Origin of the sequence: Paenirhizobium cremeum (assembly GCF_022884085.1) — a bacterium.
Taxonomy (GTDB): Bacteria; Pseudomonadota; Alphaproteobacteria; order Rhizobiales; family Rhizobiaceae; genus Allorhizobium; species Allorhizobium cremeum.
This window is the reverse complement of the sequence record NZ_JAGGCS010000009.1, coordinates 97989-114183: the sequence shown is the minus strand read 5'-3', so window position 1 is coordinate 114183 and position 16195 is coordinate 97989. Positions and strand designations below refer to the sequence as shown.

At 62.1% G+C, this 16195-nt stretch carries 24 protein-coding genes; all 24 read left to right on the top strand.

Annotated elements, in window-relative coordinates; all coding sequences use genetic code 11:
* The first annotated feature begins 7 nt into the window (after positions 1-7).
* The 24 genes from J5N58_RS16890 to J5N58_RS16775 all read left to right on the top strand — a co-directional run bounded on the left by J5N58_RS16890 (position 8) and on the right by J5N58_RS16775 (position 16186).
* Positions 8-775 carry an AAA family ATPase gene (locus J5N58_RS16890; RefSeq protein WP_244711821.1) on the top strand — a complete coding sequence of 256 codons (768 nt, stop codon included), beginning with the start codon at positions 8-10 and terminating at the stop codon, positions 773-775.
* Positions 775-1365: a hypothetical protein gene (locus J5N58_RS16885; protein ID WP_244711819.1), complete on the top strand. Its 591-nt coding sequence runs from the start codon at positions 775-777 to the stop codon at positions 1363-1365. Before J5N58_RS16890 ends, J5N58_RS16885 begins: the two co-directional genes overlap by 1 nt.
* Positions 1347-1730, top strand: a complete 384-nt coding sequence (locus J5N58_RS16880; RefSeq protein WP_244711817.1) for a helix-turn-helix domain-containing protein — start codon at positions 1347-1349, stop codon at positions 1728-1730. The genes J5N58_RS16885 and J5N58_RS16880 overlap by 19 nt, the downstream gene beginning before the upstream one ends.
* On the top strand, positions 1720-1947 hold the full coding sequence (locus J5N58_RS16875) for a hypothetical protein (protein ID WP_244711814.1): 228 nt from the start codon (positions 1720-1722) through the stop codon (positions 1945-1947). Before J5N58_RS16880 ends, J5N58_RS16875 begins: the two co-directional genes overlap by 11 nt.
* A complete protein-coding gene (locus tag J5N58_RS16870) occupies positions 1944-2192 on the top strand; it encodes a hypothetical protein (RefSeq protein WP_244711812.1) in 249 nt (82 codons plus the stop codon). Before J5N58_RS16875 ends, J5N58_RS16870 begins: the two co-directional genes overlap by 4 nt.
* A 15-nt stretch (positions 2193-2207) precedes the next feature.
* Positions 2208-2858, top strand: a complete 651-nt coding sequence (locus tag J5N58_RS16865; protein ID WP_244711810.1) for a DUF3164 family protein — start codon at positions 2208-2210, stop codon at positions 2856-2858.
* An 18-nt stretch (positions 2859-2876) separates the two neighbouring features.
* Positions 2877-3095, top strand: coding sequence for a hypothetical protein (locus tag J5N58_RS16860; protein ID WP_244711808.1), 219 nt, complete (start codon positions 2877-2879; stop codon positions 3093-3095).
* Positions 3092-3778, top strand: a complete 687-nt coding sequence (locus tag J5N58_RS16855; protein WP_244711806.1) for a DUF7168 domain-containing protein — start codon at positions 3092-3094, stop codon at positions 3776-3778. The genes J5N58_RS16860 and J5N58_RS16855 overlap by 4 nt, the downstream gene beginning before the upstream one ends.
* A complete protein-coding gene (locus J5N58_RS16850; RefSeq protein WP_244711803.1) occupies positions 3775-4194 on the top strand; it encodes a regulatory protein GemA in 420 nt (139 codons plus the stop codon). Before J5N58_RS16855 ends, J5N58_RS16850 begins: the two co-directional genes overlap by 4 nt.
* On the top strand, positions 4191-4568 hold the full coding sequence (locus J5N58_RS16845) for a helix-turn-helix domain-containing protein (protein WP_244711801.1): 378 nt from the start codon (positions 4191-4193) through the stop codon (positions 4566-4568). Before J5N58_RS16850 ends, J5N58_RS16845 begins: the two co-directional genes overlap by 4 nt.
* Positions 4569-4645: 77 nt before the next feature.
* On the top strand, positions 4646-5497 hold the full coding sequence (locus J5N58_RS16840) for a glycoside hydrolase family 19 protein (protein ID WP_244711799.1): 852 nt from the start codon (positions 4646-4648) through the stop codon (positions 5495-5497).
* Positions 5494-5901, top strand: a complete 408-nt coding sequence (locus J5N58_RS16835) for a hypothetical protein (RefSeq protein ID WP_244711796.1) — start codon at positions 5494-5496, stop codon at positions 5899-5901. The genes J5N58_RS16840 and J5N58_RS16835 overlap by 4 nt, the downstream gene beginning before the upstream one ends.
* The gene (locus tag J5N58_RS16830) at positions 5898-6242 is read left to right on the top strand and encodes a hypothetical protein (protein ID WP_244711794.1); all 345 of its coding nucleotides are present in this window, start codon (positions 5898-5900) and stop codon (positions 6240-6242) included. Before J5N58_RS16835 ends, J5N58_RS16830 begins: the two co-directional genes overlap by 4 nt.
* Positions 6232-6735, top strand: coding sequence for a DUF1804 family protein (locus J5N58_RS16825; RefSeq protein ID WP_244711792.1), 504 nt, complete (start codon positions 6232-6234; stop codon positions 6733-6735). Before J5N58_RS16830 ends, J5N58_RS16825 begins: the two co-directional genes overlap by 11 nt.
* Entirely contained in the window at positions 6732-8384 is a 1653-nt protein-coding gene (terL, locus tag J5N58_RS16820) for a phage terminase large subunit (RefSeq protein WP_244711789.1), read from the top strand. Before J5N58_RS16825 ends, terL begins: the two co-directional genes overlap by 4 nt.
* Positions 8381-9790: a phage portal protein family protein gene (locus tag J5N58_RS16815; protein ID WP_244711787.1), complete on the top strand. Its 1410-nt coding sequence runs from the start codon at positions 8381-8383 to the stop codon at positions 9788-9790. The genes terL and J5N58_RS16815 overlap by 4 nt, the downstream gene beginning before the upstream one ends.
* A gap of 80 nt (positions 9791-9870) precedes the next feature.
* Positions 9871-11322 carry a PBECR2 nuclease fold domain-containing protein gene (locus tag J5N58_RS16810; RefSeq protein WP_244711964.1) on the top strand — a complete coding sequence of 484 codons (1452 nt, stop codon included), beginning with the start codon at positions 9871-9873 and terminating at the stop codon, positions 11320-11322.
* Between the two features lie 105 nt (positions 11323-11427).
* Positions 11428-11889, top strand: coding sequence for a phage virion morphogenesis protein (locus J5N58_RS16805; protein WP_244711785.1), 462 nt, complete (start codon positions 11428-11430; stop codon positions 11887-11889).
* Positions 11890-12163: 274 nt separating this feature from the next.
* Positions 12164-13297 (top strand): hypothetical protein, encoded by a 1134-nt coding sequence (locus tag J5N58_RS16800; protein WP_244711783.1) that lies wholly within the window; start codon positions 12164-12166, stop codon positions 13295-13297.
* A gap of 15 nt (positions 13298-13312) precedes the next feature.
* A complete protein-coding gene (locus tag J5N58_RS16795; RefSeq protein ID WP_244711781.1) occupies positions 13313-13651 on the top strand; it encodes a capsid cement protein in 339 nt (112 codons plus the stop codon).
* A 12-nt stretch (positions 13652-13663) separates the two neighbouring features.
* Positions 13664-14623 (top strand): major capsid protein, encoded by a 960-nt coding sequence (locus J5N58_RS16790; protein WP_244711779.1) that lies wholly within the window; start codon positions 13664-13666, stop codon positions 14621-14623.
* A 12-nt stretch (positions 14624-14635) separates the two neighbouring features.
* Positions 14636-15130 (top strand): hypothetical protein, encoded by a 495-nt coding sequence (locus tag J5N58_RS16785; RefSeq protein WP_244711776.1) that lies wholly within the window; start codon positions 14636-14638, stop codon positions 15128-15130.
* Positions 15131-15227: 97 nt separating this feature from the next.
* Positions 15228-15695, top strand: a complete 468-nt coding sequence (locus tag J5N58_RS16780) for a phage protein Gp36 family protein (RefSeq protein WP_244711774.1) — start codon at positions 15228-15230, stop codon at positions 15693-15695.
* Positions 15695-16186: a Gp37 family protein gene (locus tag J5N58_RS16775; RefSeq protein ID WP_244711772.1), complete on the top strand. Its 492-nt coding sequence runs from the start codon at positions 15695-15697 to the stop codon at positions 16184-16186. Before J5N58_RS16780 ends, J5N58_RS16775 begins: the two co-directional genes overlap by 1 nt.
* Positions 16187-16195: the final 9 nt, after the last annotated feature.

The window sequence follows — 16195 nt, the reverse complement described above, 5'->3', positions numbered from 1 at the left end:
AACTAGCATGAAAAATACCTTTGTCGAGACCAGCAACGTCCGCCGCTTCGTGGGAGCCGTTTCGGCGCTGGAACAGCGAGGCGCGTCGGAAGCCTGCTTGGCGGTTGTCGACGGCCTGCCGGGACTTGGAAAAACGACGACGTTGAAACATTGGGTGGCTCAGAACGGTGCGATCTACCTTCGGGCGAAGAAGGAATGGTCGCCCGCATGGTTCATGAACGAAATGCTGGAAGAGCTTCGGGTGAACCCGCCGCACTCGTTCCAGAAGAAATTCCAGAAGGTCATTGAGGAACTGGCGCTTCGCTCGAATGCCGCGAACATGGCGCGGCGCACCTTCGCCGTCGTCATCGACGAGGCCGACCATATCTCCAAGCGCGAAGCGATCCTCGAAACGATCCGTGACATTTCCGACATTATCGAACTGCCGACGATCCTTGTCGGGATGGGCAAGGTCAATGACCACTTGACGCGATACCCGCAGATAGCCTCGCGCGTTAGCCAGAAGGTTAGGTTTGAAAAGGCAAGTCTTGAAGACGTCCGTCTGTTCATCGAGCGGCGCTGCGAAGTACCGGTTGCCAGCGATCTGGCGACGTTCGTTCACAAGATCTCGAATGGCTATAACCGGGAAATTCTGGAGGCCATTGCCAACATCGAGAAGTTTGGCTTGCGCATGGAGCCGGGCGACCAGGGCGTGAGGCTCGCCGACATGGCGGGGATGGCGATCCTCAACGATCGTCACAGCGGTCAGCCGGTGCGCGTGCCGGAGGTGTTCTGATGGCACGCAACGCACCCTACACGTTGTCGAATACGACCATCCACGCCCTTGCGGATGGCGCATGCCGAACGTTGTCCGAGCTGGATGCGCTTCTGCCGCTGGACAGAAAGAAAATCTCCAACGCAATCGGCCAGTTGGTCATAAATGGTTATGCCGAGCGGATCGAGGCCGGCTGCTACCAACTGACCGCCAAGGGAAAGGCCGCCGCCGAACGGGGGGAAGTGCTGGGACGTGTTCGCGGTCCGAACGCCGTAGTGCGTCGGGTGCGCCGGCTCACGTTCAGCCAGCGCATTTGGACCGCCATGCGGATGTCATCGACCTTCACCGTCGCGGAACTGGTGATCGCGGCCGCGCAAAACGAAGCCAATCCGGAGCATCTGGCCCGGCGCTATATCGGGCATCTGGTCGCTGCGGGATATGTGGCCGAACAGGCGGGCCGAACTGCCGGAACGCGCCTCAATTCGCGTGGTTTCAAACGGTTTCGTCTGCTGAAAAATACGGGGATGCAGGCCCCTGTTTGGCGCAAGGCGCTGAATGCGGTGCATGACTTCAACACCGGGGAAGATGTGCCATGCGCCAGCCGTCCCTGATGTCAATCGCCGATCCTGAGTGGGTCGGTGTGTTGCGTGCCGAGGCCGAGAAGCCCGGCCGCACGAAGCAGGCCATCGCCGACGAATTGGGCGTTTCGCGAACAGCCATATCTCTGATTTGCGCGGGCAAATACTCGGCCGGGATGGACAAAGTGCAAGCCAAGATCGCGTCCCGCGTCCTGTCTCTGTACGCGGGCGGCGTCTGGTGCCCGCATCTCCATTCCGCTCTGTCAGGCGGCGCCTGCGAGGAACATCGGTCCGCGCCCATGACCATGAGCGACCCCGGCCGGCTTCGCCAGTGGGCGGCCTGCCGGTCTTGCCCCCAAAATCCCATGCAGCAAAGCGAGGTGAAAGATGCTGTCTGACGCCATCCGACAGATGCGCGATCGGTTCCAGTCCGGCGTTAGGAATGACGATCCGGTTGGGCTGTTGCTAACGCTTCGGGCCTTCGAAATGGAGGCCCGGAACATGGAAGAGCGGATCGCCTGCCTCACCGGGCGACCGCATGTCGTGCTGGACGGCCGGTTGATTTCTCTGCCCGGCGTTGCCATCGACCAGGGCGGGCGGGAGGTGCGGGCATGACGGCCGTGAAAATCTCCGGCGTGCTGGCATTGGTTCAGCAGGCTCTCAACCACGCCGCCTTGGGCAACTCGTTGCCACCGATCGAATGCCTGCACATGGCCGGTCTGCTCTCCATCTGCGCCGTCGAGGCGCGTCGCATGGAGGCGCTGCTTATCCCCGCGTCTTCGTCGGCCACGGGGCAGATTGTCCCGTTTCCCTCCCATCTCGTCAGGCCGGCAGGAACGCCGACACCCCAACCCAAGTGAACAAAAGAGGACAACATGAAAATCGAAATACCGACCACCATCCCCACGCAGGACATTAGCGGCACTGCATATGTCAACAAGGGTAAGGGCGAACTGATCGCGCTCTCTTCCGTCAAGCCGGAACATATCGAAGAAGATGAAATGGTAAGGCGGCTGGCGGCGCGCGCTGCGGCCGTCAATGCCATCCTGGTCGCCTTTCGCGCCGAAATATTCGAGGAGGCCACGGCTTACCGGGAACTGCTCGCCGAGAAATACGGCGTCAAGCGCCGGGGAACCAAGGGAAACATGACCTTTACCACGGTGGATACGGGCATCCGTCTGACCATTGCCGTGGGTGAAACGTTGACGTTCGGCCCGGAGTTGGAAGTGGCAAAGCAACTGATCGATGATTGCATCCGTCGTTGGTCGGAAGGGTCCAGCAACAATATTCGTGCGCTGGTCGACCAGGCGTTTCAAGTGGACAAGAAGGGCAAGCTGAACACCGACCGCATTCTTGCCCTGCGTCGTCTCAAGATCGAGGACGAAACCGGCGACTGGGAAAAGGCGATGAACATCATTGGCGATTCCGTCCGCGTGATCGCGTCGAGGGAATATGCCCGGTTCCACGTGATCGACAAGGAAACCGGCAGTGAAACGCCGATCCGTCTCGATCTGGCGAACGCCTAAACGAATAGGGGATGCGGCATGAGCTACGATTACATTCGAAGCTATTACGGAATTGACGTCCCCGTCGGTCACATTGTCCAGCACGAGGTGACGGGCCGTTTCGGCACCATCCGCCCCGAGGGGCGCGAGAACCGGCACTATGTCCGTGTCCAGTTCGATGGCGACAAGTTCTGCCTGAACTGCCATCCGCAGGAACTGGTTTTCGATCCGGTCGGTGTTCGGGCAGGTGTGGCATGACGGATGCCCTGAAGAAGCGCATTTCGGCCCTGCGCGAAATGACCGTTGGCCGCGGTTGTACCGAGGCGGAGGCGCTTTCCGCCGCCGCCAAGGCTGCCGATCTGATGCGCGAACATGGCATCCGGCAAAGCGATCTGGCATTCGATCAAAAGTCGGTTTCGCGCAAGACCGAGGGACAGTCGCCACGCGATGCCCTCTGGCGACGGATCGCCTATTGCACCAACACCGCCAGCATCATGACCGTTGACGAAAATCGCCGCGCGGTTCGCGCCTATGTGGGCCGGGAGCCTGGTCCCGAGATCGCGACATATCTCTATATCGTTCTCGACCGGGCCATTGACAGGGCAATCGCGGACTTCAAGGCAGGCGAATACTACCGCCGCCGCAGGAACCTGAAGACGAGGCGGGCTGCCGTAGCCGAGTTCACGCAAACGATGGTGCGGAAGCTCGAAATTCGCCTGATCGGGCTGTTCCAGGCGTCCATTTCCCCTGAAGCGACCGCAGCGGCTAATGCCGTGCTTGAGGAACGGTTTCCGCATTCGGTGACCGTCACGCCCCGCACTCAGGCGACCGGAAAGGTCACCGCCGCGTCGATCGAGGGCTATCTTGCAGGGGAAGCGGTGACGCTCTCCCACGGCGTTTCCGGCGCGGGCGTCGCCGGCCTGATTGGGGGCGGGCAATGAACACGACCGCCATTATCAACATTGCCCGCCAGCAGCTCGGCCTGGACGAGGACGTCTATCGTGCGCTCCTCGTCCGCGTCACCGGGGAAAGCTCGCTCCGCCGTATGACGGTCCGCCAGAAGATCGCGGTGGTCGATGAGCTGAAGCGGAAGGGGTTCCGCGTTACGGCGGGCAACAAGAAGCTACCTGTCGCGGCCAAGCCGTATATCCGCATGATCCACGCGCTGTGGAAATCCTGCCACCGTTCCGGCATCATCGACAACGGGTCTCGGGAGGCTCTGCGCGTGTTCTGCCGCAATCTCCTCTTTCCGGGCAACTCATCGGTGGCAGTCGATCCGGACACGCTGTCGTTCGATCAGGCCAGCCCGATCATCGACGCCCTGAAGGCGATGGAAAAGAGGGGGCGTCACGCATGAGCGAGCGCCCGCCCGTACCCGCTGCCATAGAGGAGATTGCCGAGACCATTGGTGTCCGCCTCGCCCTGCGGATCGTTCAGACGTATGGCGGGTTGGAGATCAAATTTCCTAAACATCCGCATGACGATCACCCGGTCATTCTGGCTCTTGGCAAAGAGGACGGCTATGCGATATGCAAATATATGGGCGGATCGTTTCTATCGGTGCCACACTGCCGGCCGCCACGGAATGCAAGGGCCGCGATTGCGAGGCTTGAGGCCGAGGGGCTGTCACGAGGAGAGATCGCCCGCCGGCTCGGCCTGACGCAACGGCATGTGCGGCGAATGGCCAACGCCCCTCCGACATCTCAACTCAGCCTGTTTCCCGATGAATGACCGGACCTTATGTCCGGTCATTTTGTTTTTGTGCCCGCGCAATGGTCTCGCAGCATTCAATCCGCTCGCGAGGCACCATGTCACCGATCAAGAACCCCACGACTTTTTTCGCCTATATTCGCCGCGCGCCATTCGGCGGTCGTCTGACCCAGGGGCAGATTGACGGCATCAACGCCATTCTCGATGCGTGGGAGTATTTCAAGCTTACGGATCGCCGCTGGCTGGCGAACATCCTCGCGCAGGTTTTCCACGAGACTGGTGGCCGGATGCTGCCGGTGCGCGAGACCTTCGCCAGTTCGGACAAGGCCGCGATCGCCAACCTGGAAAAAGCCTGGAAGGCCGGCCGGCTGTCGTCCGTCAAAACGCCATACTGGCGCGATGGTTGGTTCGGGCGCGGTCCGATCCAGATCACCCATCAGCGGAATTACCAGAAGCTCGGCGACCGCTTGGGGGTCGATCTGGTGAAAATCCCGTCGAAGGCGCTCGATCCCGTCATCGGTGCGCGGATCGCCATCGTCGGCATGGCCGAAGGGCTCTTCAGCGGGCGGAAGCTCGGCGACTATTTCAGCCACAGTGTTGACGATCCGGTCGGCGCTCGTGCGATCGTCAATGGCACGAACAAGGCGAAGCTGATCGCCGGCTATCACAAGAATTTCCTCGACGCGATCGATGCCGCGCGTGAAGCCGTCGAGGCGGACGATGCGGTGCCCGAGGCCGCGACCGCCGACGACGTGAAGCCGGCCGAGAGTTCGACGGTTGTGAGTCTGCTCGGCGGCACCGTGGGCACGGCGGGTGCCTCTGCCCTTCTCGGCGTCAACAATCCGTGGGCGTTCGGTGTCGCGGCTCTCGTCCTGCTTCTCGGCGCGGGCGCGGGCTACATGTTCCTGTCCGGTCGCTGGTCGGTCAACCGCATCAAGGCTGCCGTATGATCGCTGCCTTGATACGTTGGTTGACCGGTGACCTGACCACCGCCCTAACGCGCGCTTACGAGCTGAAGTTGGCGGCGGAGACCGATCAGGCGCGTCTGGTCGCGGACGCCGCCATTGCCGACATCAACCGCCAGATCGACGCCGCCCGGAACGCGAAAGAGATTCGGACGGCCTCGGCCGGTTTCTGGGAAATGCGGCTGGTCACGGCCGTCATCGCCGGCTGCTTCACCATGCATCTGCTGCTGGTGACGCTCGATACCTGTTTTCAGCTCGGTTGGCGCATCCCGAAGTTTCCCCCGCCGTTTGATGAATGGCAGGGGGCAATCCTGCTTTCATTCTTCGGCATCCAGGCGGTCGGCAACGGTATCGCCGCCATTGCCGCCGCCATCAGAGGACGCCGATGACCGGACCGGAAACTATCTTTGGCCTGAAGGTCGCAACGCTGATTTCGTCCGGTGTCGCGGCCGTCATTTCGGTTGCGCTGGACTGGCGGTCCCACGACGCATTGACGGCGGTGGGCTCGATCGTCGCGGGCGTCTTCGTGGCGACCGTGGCGACGGAACTGACCCTCGGCCTGATAGGCGTCGCGGACAATCCCGGTTCGTGGGGTTATGCGGTGGCCGCCGCCTACGGGATCACCGGCCGCAATCTCATCCTCTGGCTCAAGCAGGCGTCGGCCAATCCGCCGCAGCTCATCAAAGACATATTCGGAATCGGAAAGGGCCCCGGCGCGAATGGCAAGTGATGCAGAAACCCGCCGTAAGGCCCGGTCCGACTATGTTTATCGCCGCATGTCGATGGCGACCATCGCCCTGACGCACAACGTCAGTCAGGCAACGATCGGTCGCTGGAAGAAGGCGAGCAAGGAGGCCGGCGACGATTGGGACATGGCCCGGTCCGCCGCGACCATCGCGGGCGAAGGTCTCGATGTCGTGGTCTCGTCCGTTACCGAGGATTTCGTGCTGCTCGCGCAGGCGCTGCTGGACGAGGTGAAGAACAATGCTGGCCTGACGCTGGATCAAAAGATCAAACACATGGTTGCACTCGGCGACGCCATGGTGAAGGTCACTGCGAGCGCGGGTAAACTTGCCCCGAAGATCAGTGAGCTTGGTGTCGCGCAAAGTGTCGTGCAGCACCTCATTGCGTTCGTCCAGGCGCAATTCCCGCAGCATATTTCCGTCGTGCAGGAAATCTTGGTTCCGTTCGGTGACCGGATCGCTACGGCGTTCGCTCCATGAGACGACCGGTACTGAAGGCCAAGGTTTCCGAACGGGACTTCCGCGAGTGGATCGAGGCGGAAGCGGACAAGCTTGCCCGATGGGTAGACTTGTCGGTTTCCGCGTTTCCGGCCGATCCGAAGGCCAAGGCCGAACGCCTGGCTAAACTGCGCGATTCCGCGACAGGCTTTCAGTTCTTCCTTGAAACGTACCTGCCGCACTATGTGAAGGGTGAACACAGCCTGTTTCACAAGACGGTTTTCGGCCGCGTTCCCGAAATTCTCGAAAGCAACAAGGGCGTTAGAGACCTGTTCATCGCGCCCCGAGGATCGTCCAAATCAACGCATCTTTCCCTTGGCTTTGCGCTCTATTGCATCTGCCTGGGCAAGAAGCGCTACATTCTCGAGGTCACCGACGTTTACGCACAGGCCGCGCTGCTGATCGAGGCGATCAAGGCCGAACTGACCGAAAACCCCCGATTGGCTACCGACTTCCCCGAGGCGACCGGACAGGGCCGCGTCTGGCGCGAGGGCGAGATCGTCACGGCGAACAACATCCGTGTCGAGGGCCTGGGCGCGCTGCAGAAGCTTCGCGGTCGTCGCCATGGTCCCTACCGTCCCGACCTGATGTTCTTCGACGATTTGGAGAACGACGAGGCCGTCCGCTCGCCCGAGCAGCGCAAGAAGCTCGAAACGTGGATCAAACGCGCGGCGCTGAAGGTCGGCCCGCCCGACGGCACCATGGATGTGGTTTGGGTCGGAACTGTCTTGCACTATGACGCCGTGCTGGTCCGCGCTGCCAAGTCGCCGGTGTGGCGGGTATTCGAATTCCAGGCCATCATGAAATGGCCCGACCGGATGGACCTCTGGGAACAGTTCGAAGAGGCGTTTCATAACGACGGCGAGGAAGCCGCCCGCGCGTTCTACGAGGCGAACCGGCCGGCGATGGATGTCGGGGCAGTTGTCAACTGGCCCGCGATACAGCCGCTTGTCTGGCTGATGCTGGAACGCGCGGCCGATCATGACAGCTTTGCCACCGAATACCAGAACAAGCCGATCAGCGCCGGAAGCCCGTTCGCCTCGCTGACCTTCTGGACCTTGCGTATTCCCGACCTGATCACGTTCGGCGCGGTCGACCCGTCGCTTGGCAAGAAGTCTCAGGGCCGCGACCCCTCGGCAATTCTGATCGGCGGGTTCAACCGGCTGCATGGCACGATGGACGTTCTGGAGGCGTCAATCCGTCGCCGACTGCCCGATATCATCATTTCCGACATCATCGCCCTGCAGCGCGAATATCGTTGCCTGCTCTGGTTTGTTGAGGCCGTGCAGTTTCAGGAGTTCCTGCGCACAACGCTGATGACCGCCGCCGCAAAGGTTGGCGTCGGCATTTCCGCCGTGCCGATCATTCCTCATTCGGACAAGGATCTCCGCATCGAGCGCCTTCAGCCGCCGATCGCGGCCGGCCTGATCCGGCTCAACCCGACCCAAACCACCCTGATTGACCAGTTGCAGCAGTGGCCGGACGCCGACCATGACGACGGTCCCGATACGCTCGACATGCTCTGGCAAAACACCCTGCATTATGGCGGTGGCCGTGCCGGATCGGCCGGCGCTGGCATCCAGACCGCCGCAGCAAGTGGCAGTGACCGACTTGGAGACTACCGCCTATGAGCCGCCGCAAGAACAAGAAGACATCATTTGCCGCCGCCACGGTTTCGGATCGCAAGAACCTGCCGGCCGAGGCCCGCACGCTGATCGCCGACGTTAGAAACGACATCACCATACCGTTTTACAGCGGGGCGCTTCAGCATGCCGACGACACGCTGATCCAGCGCGGCGGCGGCAAGGGCCTCAAGATTTATGATGAGATCAGGCGCGACACCTGGGCGGGGCCGTGCCTCGACAAACGCAACAAACACCTCGTCGCCCGCGAATGGGAAGTTGAGGCGGGCGGCGATCGTCCCATCGATGTCGAAGCAGGCGACTTCGTTCGGGAGGTTTTTAACGGCCTGCCGTTTGACCGGATTTGCGAAGACCTTTCCGGCGGTGCGATCCTGAAAGGGTTTGCGGTCTCGGAAGTGGTATGGATGCGCGACGGAAACCGGATCAAGCCGGAAAGGATCGTCGGGCATGACCAGCGGCGGTTCGCCTTCGGCTCCGATGGCAAGCCGCGCCTGCGCACCTGGGCAAACATGAATGACGGCATCGAGCTTCCGGACCGGAAGTTCATCGTTCATCGTCATGGCGTCGTGGGCAACAATCCGTATGGTCTTGGCCTCGGCAGCTCGCTCTTCTGGGCAGTGTTGTTCAAGCGGGAAGGCGTGGCCTTCTGGTTGCATTTTCTCGACAAGTTCGCGGGTCCGACGGCGGTAGCTGAAACGCCGTATGGCATGCTGACCGAGGAGCAAACCAAGTTGCTCAATCAGTTGGCGGAGATCCGGACCTCGTCAGCGATGACGGTGCCGGTCGGGACCAACGTCAAGTTCTTGGAAGCGGCTCGCGCCGGGCAGGTCTCCTACAAGGAGTGGGTCGAATATTGGGACAAGCAGATTGCGGTCTGCATCCTGGGCGAGAGCCTGACCACGGATATCGGGTCTGCCGGGTCCCGCGCCGCCGCCGAGACCCATGCCGGCATGCTGGATCTGCTCGTGGACAGCGACGCCGATCACCTGTCCGATACGTTGCATGAGCAGCTTGTGACTTGGCTGATCGAGTACAATTTCCCCGGCGCGGCGATCCCGCGCGTCTGGCGGGTCCGCCCCTCTAACGAAAAGGACAAGGCCGAGACCCGGAAGGCGCGAGCGGAGGCGGCAAGCTCGGAGCATGCCGCCCTGGTCGAGATCGTATCGACGGCAGCCATGTTCGATGATGATGATGCGGCCCGTGAGTTCATCGTTTCCTTCGCGCTGACGCATGCCCTGTCGGAGACCACGATCGACAGGATGGTGGAAGCCCGTTTCGCCTTCATGGAAGGCAGAAAGCGTGGCCGAGACATGCGCCAGTTGGCGAATGACAATCCCGCTTTCGCCGCCCTCTTCGGGCCGCTCGGCTCAAAAAAAAACTCTATGACACCGTAAGCTTCGCTAATGATCCCGATCCGGCCGCCGATCTGGTGGACCGTGTCGAGGAACTGACGGCCGGATATTTCACGCGGCGGATGAATGCGGTGCGCGCCGCGATCGACGGTGCGGCCGACCTGCCGGCTGCCGCCCGCGCCGTGCTCCAGCTCGCCGCGAAATGGGCTCCCGACACGTTAGGAAAGTTGCTCGGTGATGCGCTGGAGCTGGCGTCCCTGCAGGGACGTGAAGCGGCATTTCTCGACGGTGACGAGGAAGCGAGCTTCGCCGACGCGGACGTCTTCAATCAGCCATTCAAGGAACAGATCGAGTTTTTCCGGCAAAAGCGGCCGAAGGAGACCGTGAAATGGACCGACGCTATTCGCGGTGTTCATGATCGCGCCTTTGTCATTGCCGGCGCGACTGACACGGCCATGCTTTCGGATTTCCAGACGGCCATTGCCGACGCCATGGATAACGGCCACACGCTGGACCGGTTCCGCGAGGATTTCGACCGGATCGCTGCAAAATACGGCTGGTCCTACAAGGGAGAACGTGGTTGGCGCTCGCGGGTGATTTTCGAGACCAACATGCGGAACAGCTATATGGCCGGCCGCCTGAAGCAGATGCGCGATCCGGACGTGCTGAAGTTGCGCCCGATCTGGCAATACCGCCATGGCGAGACCAGGACACCGCGCCGTGCTCGCCCTCAACATAAACGCTGGCATGGGTTGTGCCTTGCCCATGACGACCCTTTCTGGCGGACACATTTTCCGCCGAACGGCTGGTTTTGCTCTTGTGGGGTCCGCTCGCTTTCGTGGCGCGACATGAAGAGGCTGGGCAAGGATAGGCTGGACGAGGCACCCGGCGACTTGATGGTGCCGGTGATCGATCCTGCCTCCGGAAAGCTTGTCGAGCACCCGCAGGGGATCGGGATCGGATGGGATTATATGCCGGGCGATCTCTGGGAACGCGGCCTGACGCCGTCGACGCTGATGGACGAGGGCCGCGAGCTGCTGGACAATCCCCGGATGGCAGTCGCGATAGACCAGGCGGAGCCCATGGCCGACCTCCTAAAGGCGGCGAAGCCGTTCCAGGCTAAGGCGATGGAGGATGGGCTCGAACCGGAGGAATATGTGCGGGCCTTCCTTCAGCCGTTCGGCGCGGACATTGGCAAGGCGGTGCTGTTTGAGGACGTAACGGGGACGCGCGTTCCGGTATCCGACCTGTTCTTCCGAAACCGTGATGGCGAATTCAAGCTGTTCAAGCGGGGTCGACACCGTCACCTCGCCATGATGGCCGAAACGTTGATAGACCCCGACGAAATCTGGATTGGTGTCGCGCGCAAGGCCGAAAGCGGCGACCTGGTCGTGGACCGCCGTTACATCCGCGTCGATCCGACGACTGCCGTGCAGATCGTGTTCGAGATCGGGGAACGGTTGTGGGAGGAGGTCACCAGCTTTGTGCCGACCGACAAGCGCGGCAATACCGATTTCGCCCAAATCGACAAACGCCGCGTCGGGAAGCTCGTCTATCAGCGTCCGAAAAAATGAATGGCCGGGAGCGATCCGGCCTTTCCGTCTCCGGGCTCGCTGGACCATCGCTCGGTCGCGCCCTTCAACTGGTCACAATATAGGCCCGACCACGGGAAAAGTCCAATGACAGGCATCAGCTACAAGACCACGATCAACGACGCCGACATGCGGCGGAAAACGGCTGATATCATCGACCGGATGGAACGGCCGCGCGGGTTTTACAAGAGTGTCGGCGAACACTTGCTGATCTCGGTGGATGAGCGCTTCGAAAAGGAGCAGGCACCGGACGGGACGCCGTGGAAGGAGCTGTCGGCCGTGACGGTCGAACGCCGCGAGGCGGCCGGCTACGGGCCGAGGCCGATCCTGCGCGTGACGGGCGCATTTCGCGGATCGTTCAACTATGAGGCCAGTGACGCTGACGTTAGGGTGGGCACGGCAGCCGTCCAGGGCGCGATGATGCATTTCGGCGGAGAATCGAAAGGCTACATGAAGGGGAAGATCGAGGCCCGCCCAATCCTTGGCCTTTCGCCCAATGATGAGACCGAGATATTTGCCATCGCCGAGGAGTGGTTGACGGTTGAATGAGCCTGCTCGAAATCCCGGCCGCTGGCGCGCGCGATGCGTCCGCAGGTCCGACGATAGCGAATTTTCGGGCGAGCCGCGTTAGACCCCCGTTAGAAATCGGCTGTGGGGCGGTCTCGGCGTCGTCGGGCGTTTTGGAATGCATCCGGGCTTGAAACTGCCGCGTGCCTGACGCATGTTGCAGCCATAGACCTCCTTGCTCTGACCGGACCTCATGTCCGGTCATTTTGTTTTCAGACGTGCCACATGGTCGCTCCAGATCAATTCCGGAGCAGACATGACCGCCTCTTCCGCTACCGCTCGCATCGAAGTTTTCCGCACCGGCACGTTCACGCCGATGGAGGGCGGGTCGCTGACCTACTCGGCGGCCGACCTGAAGGCGATCGCCGACGCTTACGACCCGGAAACCGCTCCGGCTCCCGTCGTGGTCGGTCATCCGAAGACAGACGCACCGGCTTATGCCTGGGCGCAGTCGTTTGACTATGACGCTAGCAATGACCGGCTCTATGCGACGGTCGGCGAAATCGACCCGGCATTCTCCGAAGCGGTGAAGAAGGGCCGCTACAAGAAGGTCTCTTTGTCCTTCTTCCGGCCGGAGGATGCCGCAAACCCGGTTCCGGGCCAGTGGTATCCGCGTCATATCGGTTTTCTGGGCGCGGCTGCTCCCGCCGTCGCCGGCCTGAAGAACGTCCAGTTCGCCGCGCAGAACGTTGTCACCTTCTCTGCCGATTTCGGTGATCGCGGTTTCGAGGAGACCGCCAGCCTTCTGCGCGGCTTGCGCGATTTCCTGATCGAGAAGTTCGGACTGGAGACGGCCGACAAGACCTTGCCGGCCTACCGGATCGACTGGCTGTCCGAAACCGAGATCACGCCACCTGAAGCGCGGCCGACCTTTTCTCTCCCTCTCAAAACCACCGAACCACCGAAACCCGCTGAACCCAAGGAGCCCGTAGTGACCCAGCCCAATGCCGACTTCGCCGCGCGCGAAGCCGAGTTTGCCGCCCGTGAGGAGCGGCTGAAGAAGCGCGAACTCGACATCGCGCATGAAGGTAATGTGTCCTTTGCTGAAGGCCTTGTGACCGAGGGCAAGCTTCTGCCCGCCATGAAGGATCGGCTCGTTTCGATCCTCGACGCCGTACCCGCCGAAACCGCCGTGTCGTTCGCAGCCGGCGAAGCGGCCGTTCCCGTTGCCAAGGCCCTGCGCGACCTGCTTGCCGCGCAGCCGAAGGCGGTGTCGTTCGGGGCGCTCGATCTTGGTGCCGATCCCGGTGCGGATGGCCGGTCGGCCTCGTTCGCCGCCGATGGCAAGGCTGTCGATCCGGCCGGCATGGAGCTGCACGCCAAGGCCGAAGCCTATCAGCGGCAGCATCCCGGCACGGAGTATCTCACCGCCGTGCATGCGGTTTCCTGATCGAAGGGGCGTATCATGCAGTTTTACCACTCGCTCTACAGCACTACCCTGACGGCGACCTCCGTTTTCGACGCCTTCGACCTCATCGACTTCAGCGACGGGAAAATCACCGCTGACGACGCCGCCGTGAAAGCGGTGGCGCTTCATCCGGCCACAGAAGTGGGCCTGGACGTCGCCGGCATGGTGATCGGCGAAGTCCGCGTCCGCGCGCGGGGCGCGATCGCCAAGGGGCAGAAGGTCATTTCGGCCGCAGCCGGGGGCGTCAAGGCAGCCGCTGTCGGCTCCGTCAACATGTTCGCCGTGGCGCTGACCGACGCTGCCGACGGCGAGTTCATCACCATCTTCGTAAAGTAAGGACCGGCCCCCATGACCACTCGCGCCTTGAACCAGCGTACCGCCGCCGTTGTCGACCCGATCCTGTCGACGCATGCGCGCGGGTATCGCAACTCCACCTTCATTTCCTACGCGCTGTTTCCGCGCGTCTCGATCCCGAACCGCTCGATGCTGACCATCAAGTTCGGCAAGGAAGCATTCCGCAAGCTGAATACGCGGCGCGCTCCCGGCACTCAGGTCAAGCGGGTGCAGTACGGCTATGCCGCCGATGCCGTGGCGCTCGTCCAGGACTCGCTGGAGGGCATCGTCCCGAGTGAGCATCAGCAGGAGGCCGAGAAGGTGCCTGGCATCGATCTAGGCGCTGGCGCCGTCAACATGGTGCTCGACGTTCTTGACCTCAATCTGGAGATCGATACGGCGAATATCGCTCGCAATTCCGCCAATTACGATGCAAACCACAAGCTGGTTCTCGCCGGTGGCGACCGCTGGGCCGATCCCGACAGCGATCCGAAGGCGGACGTGGATGCGGCCAAGGAGGCGATCCGCCGGTCGATCGGCCGCTATCCCAACACGTTCGCACTTGGTCCGAACTCGGGCAATGCCCTGAAAAACCACCCGAAGATCAAGGAGCAGTTCAAGTACACGTCGAAAGATAGTGTCACAGTCGAAATGCTCGCGGCGTATTTCGATCTCAAGCGCGTGGTGATCGGGTCGGCGGTCTACTTGCCGGAAACGGCTGCGGACGCTGAACTGGCGAACGATGTGTGGGGTGACGACGCCATCCTCTCCTACGTGCCGGAAACCGGCGACAATTTTCAGGTGCCGTCCTACGCCTATACCTATGAACTGTCCGGCTACCCCATGGTCGAGCAGCCCTATTACGACCGCTCCATCAAGTCGTGGGTGTATCCGACGACGGTCGAGCGCCGCCCGATCCTGACCGGCGCGGAAGGCGGTTTCCTCTTCCAGAACGCCGGCGCGGCTCCGGCCTGATAGGAGGCGACGATGGACGACAAAGTCAATGTCACGCTCACGGGGCCGGCCAAGGTCAACGGCGTTAGAGAACCGGCCGGCAAAACCGTGACCGTCAGCACTACGCTCGCCCTGCAGCTCGCGGCCTCCGGCGTCATCAATCCCGAGGCGGCGAAGGCCCTGTCCGTGGCGATTGCGGAACCCCCCCCGCTCGGATCGGACTTCGATGCGGCGGTGCGCGCGGCCGTCGCCGATCGCGAGGCGAACTGGGCCACGGCCATGGATCATTTCGAGACCATGGCTGAGGACACCCTGAATGCGGCGCTCGCGGATCTCCAGAACAAAAACGGCCTTCTGACTGAGGTCGAGGCCAAGGCCGACACCCTACAGGCTCTGCTTGCAGACGCGGAAACCAAGTTCTCCGATCTGGAAGCGAGGCTTACCGCCGAGGCCGCCCGTGCCGATGCAGCTGAGAAGGCCCTGATGGAGAAGCCGGCGACCGCAAAGCCAGCCAAGACCCCGAAATAAGGCCCGTTCCGAAGTCTCCCAAGCCGGGCCTTTCGGGCGGGGCAGTTTTTAACTCCGGGCTGCCCCGCCCGTTTCTCTCTCTCAATCGGATGCTTCCATGCCTCGCTTTCTAACGGTTGACGAATTTACCAACATGTTCGGCGTGGCCGAGGTCTCTCAGGTCGCCGGTATCGGCAACCTCAATGATCCGGCTGGCCGTACCATCGACGTTGCGAAGGTCGAGGCGGCGATCATGTTCGCGGAAGACCTGCTGATTGGCTACGGCCGCGCCCGTTATCCGGTGATCGAGATCCTGACGCCGGAGGCCACACCTCCCCTGGTCAAGGGGCTGGTCGGCGATGTTGCGCGCTATCGTATCCGTGACAAGTCGGCCGGGCAGGGGCAAGTTTCCGACATCGTCAAGGAGCGCCACGACGCGGCGCTGACGAACATCAAGGCTGTCGCCATCGGCAAGTTTGAGCTGCCGATCACGGGTGAGCCCGTGAACGGCGAGGCCGGTTCTGTCCGTGTCGACGCCATCATTCCGCCGTCCCGCGTGCCCGGCATGCTGCAGGGGTGGCGCTGATGTCCGAAGTTCTGCGCAACGCCCGTCCCCCTCTGGTTATCGAGCAGGTCGAAGATGCGCTTCTCGCCGTACTTAAGGCCGACGTTTCGGGTCAGTGCAAGGTTGAGGCCTTCCCGAACGATCCGACGTTGTACGATTTCGCCAACCTGCCGGCCGCACTGCTGATCCACTATGCGGGATCGCGCTATTCGGCCGCCAAGGGGCCGGCCAACACCGCGCAGCCCCGCGCGATGGAATGGGCATTGGTGCTGCTCTGCCGGTCGCTACGTGGGCAAGGCGGCGCGTATCTCCACCTCGAAGACATTCGTCTTGCCGTCCAGGGCCGCGCCTTCGCCGGTGCCGGTCCCGCGTCATTGGTGCGCGACCAGCTCATGGACGAGAAGGATGGCGTCTGGCGCTGGGAAATCCGGCTTTCCATGCCAATCCCGGCCGTCGCCCGTCATTACCAGACACCCGCGCCGCTGACACGGCCGGCGATTTCAACCACCTGAAGGAAGAGG